The organism is Microbacterium paulum, from assembly GCF_015707995.1.
GTDB lineage: Bacteria > Actinomycetota > Actinomycetes > Actinomycetales > Microbacteriaceae > Microbacterium > Microbacterium paulum.
The window spans coordinates 1-10,153 of record NZ_JAAGRY010000087.1 but is presented as its reverse complement, the minus strand read 5'-3'; the positions used below and the strand labels follow the sequence as shown (position 1 = coordinate 10,153).

11 protein-coding genes are annotated in these 10,153 nt (G+C 72.0%); 9 read left to right on the top strand and 2 right to left on the bottom strand.

From position 1 onward, the window contains the following. The 3 genes from infB to G3N18_RS14785 all read left to right on the top strand — a co-directional run. Positions 1-2,127: translation initiation factor IF-2 (gene infB / locus G3N18_RS14795; RefSeq protein ID WP_196385033.1), on the top strand; the 2,127-nt coding region annotated here is incomplete at its 5' end. Positions 2,128-2,189: 62 nt separating this feature from the next. Then, the gene (gene rbfA / locus G3N18_RS14790; protein WP_196385032.1) at positions 2,190-2,645 is read left to right on the top strand and encodes a 30S ribosome-binding factor RbfA; all 456 of its coding nucleotides are present in this window, start codon (positions 2,190-2,192) and stop codon (positions 2,643-2,645) included. 378 nt (positions 2,646-3,023) lie between these two features. Next, on the top strand, positions 3,024-3,689 hold the full coding sequence (locus G3N18_RS14785) for a CPBP family intramembrane glutamic endopeptidase (RefSeq protein ID WP_230404220.1): 666 nt from the start codon (positions 3,024-3,026) through the stop codon (positions 3,687-3,689). Here the strand turns inward: G3N18_RS14785 and G3N18_RS14780 are convergent. Further along, complete coding sequence (locus tag G3N18_RS14780) at positions 3,686-4,552, bottom strand: HhH-GPD family protein (protein ID WP_338038638.1); 867 nt, start codon at positions 4,550-4,552, stop codon at positions 3,686-3,688. The two genes, G3N18_RS14785 and G3N18_RS14780, sit on opposite strands and share 4 nt — an antisense overlap. Before the next feature lie 49 nt (positions 4,553-4,601). Between G3N18_RS14780 and truB the strand changes: the two genes are divergently transcribed. Genes truB through G3N18_RS14760 form a run of 4 tightly spaced genes read left to right on the top strand, consistent with a single transcriptional unit; the run spans position 4,602 to position 7,361 of the window. After that, positions 4,602-5,522, top strand: coding sequence for a tRNA pseudouridine(55) synthase TruB (gene truB / locus G3N18_RS14775; RefSeq protein ID WP_196385031.1), 921 nt, complete (start codon positions 4,602-4,604; stop codon positions 5,520-5,522). Further along, positions 5,519-5,887 carry a hypothetical protein gene (locus G3N18_RS14770; protein WP_196385030.1) on the top strand — a complete coding sequence of 123 codons (369 nt, stop codon included), beginning with the start codon at positions 5,519-5,521 and terminating at the stop codon, positions 5,885-5,887. The genes truB and G3N18_RS14770 overlap by 4 nt, the downstream gene beginning before the upstream one ends. A 44-nt stretch (positions 5,888-5,931) precedes the next feature. Continuing rightward, entirely contained in the window at positions 5,932-6,396 is a 465-nt protein-coding gene (locus G3N18_RS14765) for a hypothetical protein (protein ID WP_230404219.1), read from the top strand. Next, complete coding sequence (locus G3N18_RS14760; RefSeq protein ID WP_196385029.1) at positions 6,393-7,361, top strand: bifunctional riboflavin kinase/FAD synthetase; 969 nt, start codon at positions 6,393-6,395, stop codon at positions 7,359-7,361. The genes G3N18_RS14765 and G3N18_RS14760 overlap by 4 nt, the downstream gene beginning before the upstream one ends. Before the next feature lie 15 nt (positions 7,362-7,376). On the opposite strand, the gene deoC is transcribed toward G3N18_RS14760, so the two are convergent. Further along, positions 7,377-8,093, bottom strand: coding sequence for a deoxyribose-phosphate aldolase (gene deoC, locus G3N18_RS14755; protein WP_196385028.1), 717 nt, complete (start codon positions 8,091-8,093; stop codon positions 7,377-7,379). A 130-nt stretch (positions 8,094-8,223) separates the two neighbouring features. Here deoC and G3N18_RS14750 point away from each other — a divergent pair, with 130 nt between their 5' ends. Both G3N18_RS14750 and G3N18_RS14745 read left to right on the top strand, forming a co-directional pair. Further along, on the top strand, positions 8,224-8,436 hold the full coding sequence (locus G3N18_RS14750) for a heavy-metal-associated domain-containing protein (RefSeq protein ID WP_196385027.1): 213 nt from the start codon (positions 8,224-8,226) through the stop codon (positions 8,434-8,436). Continuing rightward, positions 8,433-10,153, top strand: a 1,721-nt coding sequence (locus G3N18_RS14745) for a heavy metal translocating P-type ATPase (RefSeq protein WP_196385026.1), incomplete at its 3' end; no start/stop codon positions are given. The genes G3N18_RS14750 and G3N18_RS14745, both read left to right, overlap by 4 nt.

Genomic DNA, 10,153 nt, shown 5'->3' with positions numbered 1-10,153 from the left:
GGTCGTCCCGGTGGTGCCGGCCGTCCCGGCGCGCCGTTCCAGCAGCGTCCCGGCGGCCCTGGCCGTCCCGGCGGTGCCGGCGGTTTCCAGCGCCCCGGTGGTGCTCCCGGTGGAGCGCCCGGCGGTTTCGCCGGTCGTCCCGGTGGCGGCGGTGGCCGTGGCCGTGGTCCCGGCGGTGGCACCGCGGGTGCCTTCGGCAAGGGCGGCGGCAAGTCGAAGCAGCGCAAGTCGCGTCGGGCGAAGCGCCAGGAATTCGAGATGCGGGATGCCCCGGTCGTCGGCGGCGTCAACGTCTCGAAGGGCAACGGCGAGATCATTCGCCTGCGCCGCGGGGCGTCGATCGCCGACTTCGCCGACAAGCTCGAGGCGATCCGCGGCTACACCGTGCAGCCCGGCACGCTCGTGACGATCCTCTTCAACCTCGGCGAGATGGCCACGGCCACCGAATCGCTCGACGAGGCGACGTTCGAGGTGCTCGGCGCTGAGCTCGGCTACAAGATCCAGATGGTCTCGCCCGAAGACGAGGACAAAGAGCTCCTCGAGGGCTTCGGTCTCGACCTCGAGGCCGAGCTCGAGGCGGAGAGCGAGGACGACCTCGAGATCCGTCCGCCCGTGGTCACCGTCATGGGCCACGTCGACCACGGTAAGACGCGACTGCTCGACGCGATCCGTCAGACCAACGTCGTCGCGGGTGAGGCCGGCGGCATCACCCAGCACATCGGTGCCTACCAGGTGTGGACTGAGCACGACGGCATCGAGCGTGCGATCACCTTCATCGACACCCCGGGTCACGAGGCGTTCACCGCCATGCGTGCCCGCGGTGCGCAGGTGACCGACATCGCGATCCTGGTGGTCGCCGCCGACGACGGCATCATGCCGCAGACGGTCGAGGCCCTGAACCACGCCCAGGCGGCGAACGTGCCGATCGTGGTCGCGGTGAACAAGGTCGACAAGCCCGACGCCAACCCGGCCAAGGTGCGCCAGCAGCTCACCGAATACGGCCTCGTCGCCGAGGAGTACGGCGGAGACGTCATGTTCGTCGACGTGTCGGCGCGCGAGAACCTCAACATCCAGGCGCTGCTCGACGCCGTGCTGCTCACCGCTGACGCGGGGCTCGACCTCACGGCCAACCCCAACAAGGCGGCGCGCGGTGTCGCGATCGAGGCCAAGCTCGACAAGGGCCGCGGCTCGGTGGCCACGGTGCTCATCCAGTCGGGAACCCTGCGCGTCGGCGACGCGATCGTCGCCGGCACGGCCTACGGCCGCGTGCGCGCGATGGTCGACGAGAACGGCGACGCCGTCGAAGAGGCGTGGCCTTCGCGCCCCGTGCAGGTGCAGGGACTCAACTCGGTCCCGCGCGCCGGCGACACCTTCATCGTCACCGAAGAAGACCGCCTGGCCCGTCAGATCGCCGAGAAGCGCGAGGCCGCCGAGCGCAACGCCCAGCTGGCCAAGGCCCGCAAGCGCATCTCGCTCGAAGACTTCACCCGCGCTCTCGAAGAGGGCAAGGTCGAGTCGCTCAACCTCATCATCAAGGGTGACGTCTCGGGTGCCGTCGAGGCCCTCGAAGAGTCGCTGCTCAAGATCGAGGTCGACGACTCGGTGCAGCTGCGCATCATCCACCGCGGTGTCGGTGCGATCACCGAGTCCGACATCAACCTGGCCACGATCGACAACGCGATCGTGATCGGCTTCAACGTGCGCCCCGACACGAAGGCGCGCGAGCGCGCCGCCCGCGAGGGTGTGGACGTCCGGTTCTACTCGGTCATCTACAACGCGATCGACGACGTCGAGCAGTCGCTGAAGGGCCTGCTGAAGCCGGAGTACGAAGAGGTCCAGTCGGGTGTCGCCGAGATCCGCGAGGTGTTCCGCTCCTCGAAGTTCGGCAACATCGCCGGTGTCATCGTCCGCTCGGGCACGATCACGCGCAACGCCAAGGCGCGCGTCATCCGCGACGGTGTGGTGCTGGGCGACGGCCTGGCCATCGAGTCGCTGCGCCGCTTCAAGGACGACGTCACCGAGGTGCGTACCGACTTCGAAGCCGGTATCGGCCTCGGCAAGTACAACGACATCCAGGTCGGCGACGAGATCGAGACGACCGAGATGGTCGAGAAGCCTCGCGGCTGATCGAATCACAACGCGGGATGCCGGTGACACCGGCATCCCGCGTTCGTTCCAAGGAGACACTCATGGCAAACGAACGTCAGGCTCGGCTCGGAGACCGGATCCGCGTCATCCTCGCGGAGCGCCTCGAGAAGGGGCTGCGCGATCCGCGACTCGGCTTCGTCACGATCACCGAGGTGCGCGTGACCGGTGACCTGCAGCACGCGTCGGTGTTCTACACCGTGTACGGCAGCGACCAGGAGCGCGAAGACTCGGCTGCTGCGCTGAAGGCCGCCACCGGCATGCTGCGCAGCGAGGTCGGCAAGCACCTCAATGTGCGGCTCACCCCGTCGATCGAGTTCATTCCCGATGCGCTGCCCGAGACGGCCGGCCACATCGCCGACCTGCTGCGCACCGCGCAGGAGCGGGATGCCGCCGTCGCGGGCCTCGCCTCGGGCGCGAGCTACGCCGGCGACGCCGACCCGTATCTCAAGCCCCGTGAAGACGCAGACACAGACGACGAGGACGACGACCAGGCCTGAGCCTGCGCCTCCGCCGCACGGATTCCCCCGACCGGGGGATCCGTGCGGTTTCGCGTTTTTCGAGAGTGGCGGGCATGACCACCCCCGAAGCTTCTGGCACACGCGTTCCCTGGCTCGCCGCCGGCGTCTTCGCCGCCGCCTCCGTCGTGCTCTCTTGGCTCGTCGCCCTGCCGCTGTGGCTGGGCGGCCAGGGGCTCGCCGATCCCCTCACGCCGCTGGTCGCCGCCGCGATGATGTTCACGCCGGCCCTCGCGACGATTCCCGCGCTCCTCGTCGAACGCCGCGCGCGGCGCCCGAGCGGTGCTGCGCCGCCTCGGCATGTGGCCGCTCCGCCCCCTCGGGCGGACGCTCGGGTGGAGTGCCGCGATGATCTTCGTCATGCCGCTTCTCCCCGCGGCGGCGCTGGTCGTCTGCGCCGTCACGGGGATCGCGCGGTTCGACCTCCTCGGCTTCTCGGGCTTCATGGACATGCTCCGCACGACGCTCCCGGCCGGCACCGAGCTGCCGCCCGCGGCGCTCATCGTCACGCTCCAGCTCGTCGCGATCCCGATCGGCGCGCTCCTCAACATCCCGTTCGCCTTCGGTGAAGAGGTGGGCTGGCGCGGGTGGCTGCTGCCCGCGCTCCGGCCCCTGGGGGTGTGGCCGGCGCTGCTGGTGAGCGGCGCGCTCTGGGGCTTCTGGCACGCCCCACTGATCCTGCTCGGCTACAACTTCGGCGAACCGAACCCGCTCGGCCTCGCGATGATGGTCGTCGGGTCGATGCTGATCGGCGTCATCATCGGCTGGACGCGTCTGCACACCGGATCGGTGTGGCCCGCGGTGCTCGCGCACGGGGCGTTCAACGCCTCGGCCGGCATGGGCGCGCTGTTCCTCGCTGCGGCTGAGGCGCCGCGGCCGACGCTCGCCGGTCCGATCGGCGTCGCGATGTGGCTGGTCTGCGCCGTGGTGATCGCCGTGATGGTCGCGTGCGGCGCCTTCCGCCCCGCCGCGGTCTCGGGCGAGCTCGGACCCGACCCGGCGCCGCGGGCGGCGCTCTCCGCCTAGCGCGGCAGTCGCAGCATGCCGTCGGATGCCTCGATCAGCCCGTCGGCGATGAGGGAGTCGATCGCGCGGTCGCGCTGGGCGCTGTCGGACAGATCGGATGCCACGGCATCCATCGCCAGCTCGTGCGCCGCCGACTCGCGGAGGGCCCGCAGGATCGCGCCGCGCGCCTGCCGGTCGCTGCCCTCGTAGCGCGCCTGCTTGCGGCGCGTGTCGGCGGTGTCGGGGTAGCCGGCGGCGCGCCAGGCGCAGATGTGCGCGATCGGACAGGCGTCGCAGCGCGGGGCGCGCGCCGTGCAGGCGACCGCGCCGAGTTCCATCGCGGCGGCGTTGACGATGGCGGCCTCGGGCTCGCCCTCGGGAAGGATCGCCGCCATCGCGTCGAGGTCGCGCCGTGCCGGTGGGCCGGGTTGGGCGCGGCCGTCGATGGCTCGCGCGAGCACACGACGCGTGTTCGTGTCGACGACGGGGTGACGGTCGCCGTAGGCGAAGACCGCGACCGCGCGCGCCGTGTAGTCGCCGATGCCCGTCAGTGCGAGGAGGGCCTCGACGTCGCGGGGCACCACGCCGTCGTGGAGGTCTCGGATCTGGGTCGCCGCGCGGTGCAGCCAGAGGGCGCGGCGCGGATAGCCGAGGTTCGCCCACGCGCGCACGGCCTCGGCGGGCGCGTCACCCGCGAGAGAGGACGGCGTCGGCCAGCGCTCCAGCCAGGCCTCGAGCAGCGGGATCACGCGCGCGACGGGAGTCTGCTGCAGCATGAACTCGCTCACGAGCACGCCCCACGCGCCGAACCCCGGCTCGCGCCACGGCAACCCGCGTGCGTTGTCCCGGTACCAGGCGATCAGCGGGGTCGCGAGGTCGGGCACGTGCCCAGCCTACGTCGAGGCCGCACGACCGGCCGCTTAGGCTGGAACGGTGCCCGATACCTCCGCCGCCCCGAGTGGCATCCTCCTCGTCGACAAGCCCGGCGGCATCACGAGCCACGACGTGGTGGCCCGCGCGCGCCGCGCGCTGAACACGCGCAAGATCGGTCACGCCGGCACACTCGACCCGATGGCGACGGGGCTGCTGATCCTCGGCGTCGGCCCCGCGACGCGCCTGCTCACGTACATCGTCGGGCTCGACAAGACCTACGAGGCCACCATCCGGCTCGGGGTCTCGACCGACTCCGACGACGCCGACGGGGTCGAGACCGCACGCGCCGGCGCCGACGCGCTCGGCGCGGTCGCCCCCCGGCGCATCGCGGCGGCGGTCGCGGATCTCACCGGTGCCATCTCGCAGGTGCCGAGCACGGTGTCGGCCATCAAGGTCGGCGGGCGCCGCGCCTACGACCTCGCCCGGGCGGGCGAGGAGGTGCAGCTGAAGGCACGCGACGTGACCGTCAGCCGATTCGAGGTGCTCGCGGTGTGCCCCGTCGACGGCGCGATCGATCTCGACGTCGTCGTCGACTGCTCGAGCGGCACCTACATCCGCGCGCTCGCCCGCGATTTGGGTGCGGAACTCGGCGTCGGCGGGCACCTGACCGCCCTTCGGCGCACCCGCATCGGGGCCTTCGACGTCGCCGACGCCGTCACCGAGATCACTCCTCACGCCGTGGGTCAGTTGCGCTCGGCGGCTGATGTCGCCGCTGCCGTGCTCGGGGCGCTGCCGGTCACCGCCGACGAAGCCCGCGACCTGCGCCACGGCAAGCGGCTCGTGGGCGCGGCGGCGCGCCTGGACGGCGCCCTCACGCCGACCCCCGCCGCCATCGATCCCGACGGGCGGCTCGTCGGCATCGTCGAGCGGCGCGGCGGCGACCTGAAGAGCGCCATGAACGTGGCCGAGGATGCCTCGTGATCGGCTGGTTCACGATCGTGCAGGTCGTCGTCGCGACGGTCGTGGGGCTCACCGCGGTGATCGCCGGTCTCGCCGGCCGCAGGCCCGGCGACGTGACGGTGGGCGGCATGGCGCTCATCCTCGTGCTGCTGATCGTCCAGGTCGTGATCGCGATCGTCGCCCCGCTCGCCGGCACCCCGCCCGCGGGCAGCCTGATCGAGTTCTGGGCGTATCTGATCGGGGCGCTCCTCATCCCGCCGTTCGCGGTGTTCTGGGCGCTCGTCGAGCGCAGTCGGTGGAGCACCGTGATCATGGGCGTCGCCGCCCTCTCGGTCGCGATCATGGTGTGGCGCATGAACGTCATCTGGACCACTCCCGCGCTCTGAGCTGCGCGCCCCCGTGCAGGTGGGGCGCCTATCATGGACAGGTCATGTCTTCTCTCGGCACCTCTGCGCCCGCCCGCATGGCGGGCATCGGCCGGGTGCTGGTGGTCGTCTACGCGATCATGGCGCTCGCCGCCACCGGCCGCTCGGCCGTGCAGATCCTCGAAGACTGGCAGAACGCGCCGCTCGCGTACGCCCTGTCGGCCGCCGCGGCCGTCGTGTACATCCTCGCGACCGTGGCGCTCGTGAAGTCGGATGCCCCCGGATGGTACACGATCGCCTGGATCGCCATCTCGTTCGAACTGGTCGGAGTGATCGTCGTCGGCACCCTGAGCCTCACCCACCCCGACCTGTTCTCGCACGACGCGACGGTGTGGTCGGGCTACGGCTACGGCTACTTCTGGGTGCCGCTCGTGCTGCCCTTCGTCGGCATGTGGTGGCTCGTCACGCACCGCCACGGCGCCCCCGTCTACGAACCGCTGGCAGCGGCCGACGAAGGGTCGAGCTGGTGATCGTCTTCCGCGCCCCCGGCGAGGTGCCCGCGGGCTTCGGTCCGAGTGTCGTCGTGATCGGCAAGTTCGACGGCGTGCACTCAGGGCACCGCGCCGTCATCGACCGCGCCCGCGTCACCGCGACCGACGCGGACGCGCGCGTGGTGGCCGTCACCTTCGACCGCAATCCGCTCAGCTTGCTGCGTCCCGAACTCTGCCCCGACCCGCTCTCGAGCGTCGAGCAGAAGCTCGAGCTGCTCGCCGAGGCGGGGGTCGACGCGACCCTCGTGCTGCGCTTCGACGCCGAGCTCGCCGGGCTCGAGCCCCGCGCCTTCGTCGAGCACGTGCTCGTCGACGCCCTCGGCGTCGTGACGGTGATGGTCGGCGACGACTTCCGCTTCGGCCGCGGGGGGGCGGGAGACCCCGCGCTCCTCATCTCCCTCGGCGCCGAGTTCGGCTTCGAGGTCGACGTCGTGGGCGACGTGCAGGGCGGCGGCCGGCGGGTCTCGTCGACGTGGGTGCGCGATCTGCTCTCCGTCGGCGACGTCGAAGGCGCCGCGCGCCTGCTCGGCCGCCCGCACGCGATGGCCGGCGAGGTCGTGCACGGGCTCAAGCGCGGGCGCGAACTGGGTTTTCCCACCGCGAACCTCGCGCCCGACGCCGACGGGTTCATCCCCGGCGACGGCGTCTACGCGGGCTGGCTCGTCGACCTCGGGCCCGAGAGCGAGGCATCCGACACCAGCGCGCCCGTGACGCGCTACCCCGCCGCGATCTCGGTCGGCACGAACCCCACGTTCGACGACGTGCCGGTGCGCCAGGTCGAGGCGTACGTGCTCGACGAGACCGCGCTCGACCTCTACGGTCACCGCGTGCAGGTGCAGTTCACCCACCGCATCCGCGGCATGGTCGCCTTCGAGGGCATCGACCGGCTCATCGCGCAGATGACCGACGACGTCGCCCGGGTGCGTCAGGCGCTGCGCGCCTGATCCCGCACCGCGGCCTCAGTACGAGGTCGCGTCGACCGCGCCGATGGCCTGCTCACCGGCATCCACCCGCCGCGCCTCGCCGAGGATCACGGCGCTGCCGCTCGTGCCCAGGCGCGTGGCGCCGGCGCCCAGCATGGCGAGGGCGTCGGCGTAGCTGCGCACCCCGCCCGAGGCCTTCACCTGCACGTCGGGGCCGACATTGGCGCGCATGAGCTCGACGTGCGGCACGGTCGCGCCACCGCCGGCGAACCCCGTCGAGGTCTTCACGAAGGCGGCCCCGCCCTGTTCGGTCAGGCGGCTGCCGCGCGCGATCTGCTCGTCGTCGAGGAGTGCGGTTTCGAGGATGACCTTGGTGATGTGGCCGGATGCCGCGTCGACGACCGCGGCGATGTCGGCGACGACCTGCTCGTCGAAGCCGGAGCGCAGCCATCCGATGTTGATCACCATGTCGACTTCGCTCGCACCGTCGGCGAGGGCCTGACGCACCTCGGCGACCTTCGCGGCGGTCGAGGTGGTGCCGTGCGGAAAGCCGATCACGGTTCCGACGGCGACTCCCGTGCCCTCGAGGCGCCGGACGGCGTGCGGAATGTCGCTCGGGCGCACGCACACGCTGAACACCTTCCACTCGGCGGCGATGTCGAGTTCGGCGTCGACATCTGCCCGGGTGAACTCGGGCTTGAGGATCGCGTGGTCGATGGTCGCCGCGAGGGCGCGTTCGGTGATCGTGGCCATGCTCCCAGCGTACGCGAGGGCGCCGACGCTCGCCGTGCGGTGTCGGTGCGGGGAATACCCCAGGGGGGTATCGTGTTCCTTAGCGTGAAGCCGATCGCAGAGGGCGTCGGCGGCGACCGAGGAGAACCCCATGACCGAGCAGACCTACACCGTCGAGGGCATGACCTGCGCGCACTGCGCGGCCGCGGTGACGCGTGAGGTCGAGCGCATCGAGGGAGTGACGGGCGTGCGCGTCGACGTCACCGCCGGAACCGTGACTGTCCGGTCGAGCGGCGACCAGCCGGCCGACGCGATCGCCGCCGCCGTCGACGAAGCGGGCTACACCCTCGTCGCCGGCCGATGAGCGCCCCGGCACCCGCCGCCCCGGCCGCGCCGCGCGCCGAGGCCGTGCTCGACATCGAGGGCATGACCTGCGCGAGCTGCGTGTCGCGCGTCGAGAAGCGGCTGCAGAAGCTCGACGGGGTCGAGGCGTCGGTGAACCTCGCCACCGAGTCGGCGCGCGTCGACTATCCGGCCGCGCTCGACACCGCCGACCTCGTCGCCGCGGTGCGCGAGGCCGGCTACGAGGCATCCGTCCGCCGCGCGGTGCGGCCGGCCGAGGCTGACGAGCACGACCATGACGCGCCGGCGCACGTGCACGACGCCGACGACCGCCCCGGCGGTGTGACGCTGCGCACCCGCCTGATCGCGAGCGCCGTGCTGGCGCTGCCCGTTGTCGTGCTCGGCATGGTGCCGGTGTGGCAGTTCCCCGGCTGGCAGTGGGTCTCGCTCGCACTCGCGACGCCGGTCGTCGTGTGGGGCGGGTGGCCGTTCCACCGCGCGACCTTCGCGAACGCGCGCCACGGCGCGATGACGATGGACACGCTCATCACCCTCGGCACCGGTGCCGCGTATCTCTGGAGCGTCTGGGCGCTCGTGTTCGGCACCGCCGGGCAGATCGGCATGAGTCACGACGGCGGGCTGTTCGCCCCCGTGCACGACCCCTCGTCGCTCGTCTACTTCGAGGTCGCCGCCGCCGTCACCGTCTTCTTGCTGCTCGGACGCTTCGTCGAACAGCGCTCCAAGCGCCGGGCGGGCGCGTCGGTGCGCGCGCTCATGCAGCTCGCCGCGAAAGACGTCGAGCTCGAAGACGGCACCCGCGTCGGCATCGAGCGGCTGCAGGTCGGCGACCGCTTCGTCGTGCGGCCCGGCGAGAAAGTCGCCACCGACGGCGTCGTCGCCGAAGGACACGCCTCGATCGACGAGAGCATGATCACCGGCGAGTCGGCGCCCGTCGAGGCATCCACCGGCAGCGCCGTCACGGGCGGCACCCTCGCCGCCGACGGGCGCCTGATCGTCACGGCGACCTCGGTCGGCGACGACACCCGCCTCGCGCACCTCGCGCGCCTCGTCGAAGACGCCCAGGCCGGCAAGAGCCGGGTGCAGCGGCTCGCCGACCGCATCTCGGCGGTGTTCGTGCCGATCGTGATCGCGCTGTCGGTCGTGACGCTCGTCGCCTGGATGGTCGCGGGCGGGTTCAGCGGCGAGAGCATCGCGTCGGGGTTCACCGCCGCGGTCGCCGTGCTGATCATCGCGTGCCCCTGCGCGCTGGGACTCGCCACCCCCATCGCGATCCTCGTCGGCACCGGCCGCGGCGCGCAGCTGGGCGTGCTCATCACGGGCCCCGAAGCGCTCGAATCGGCCGAGCGCATCGACACCGTCGTGCTCGACAAGACCGGCACCGTCACCTCGGGCGAGATGACGGTCACCTCCGTCACGCCGATCGGTGGGGTGGATGCCGCAGAGATCGGCCACCTCGTCGGCTCGCTCGAACGCGCCTCTGAGCACCCCGTCGCCCGCGCCCTCGCCGCGCTCGCCGCCCCGGCCGCGACGGTGACCGACTTCGCGGGCCTCGCCGGACGTGGTGTCACCGGAACGATCGACGGCCACCTCGTGTTCGCCGGGCGGCCGGACTTCGCCGAGGAGCAGGCCGGGCCGCTGCCCGCCTCCGTCGCCGTCGCCGCCCGGGCCGCACAGGCTCAGGGCGCCACCGCCGTCGTCGCGGGATGGGACGGCGCGGT

What these genes read in the sequence shown, in the direction of transcription:
- G3N18_RS14785 (WP_230404220.1), top strand. Translation starts at nt 3,024, where the DNA reads ATGCCGCTTCTCCCCGCGGCGGCGCTGGTCGTCTGCGCCGTCACGGGG.
- deoC (WP_196385028.1), bottom strand. Translation starts at nt 8,093, where the DNA reads ATGGCCACGATCACCGAACGCGCCCTCGCGGCGACCATCGACCACGCG.
- G3N18_RS14765 (WP_230404219.1), top strand. Translation starts at nt 5,932, where the DNA reads ATGTCTTCTCTCGGCACCTCTGCGCCCGCCCGCATGGCGGGCATCGGC.
- G3N18_RS14750 (WP_196385027.1), top strand. Translation starts at nt 8,224, where the DNA reads ATGACCGAGCAGACCTACACCGTCGAGGGCATGACCTGCGCGCACTGC.
- rbfA (WP_196385032.1), top strand. Translation starts at nt 2,190, where the DNA reads ATGGCAAACGAACGTCAGGCTCGGCTCGGAGACCGGATCCGCGTCATC.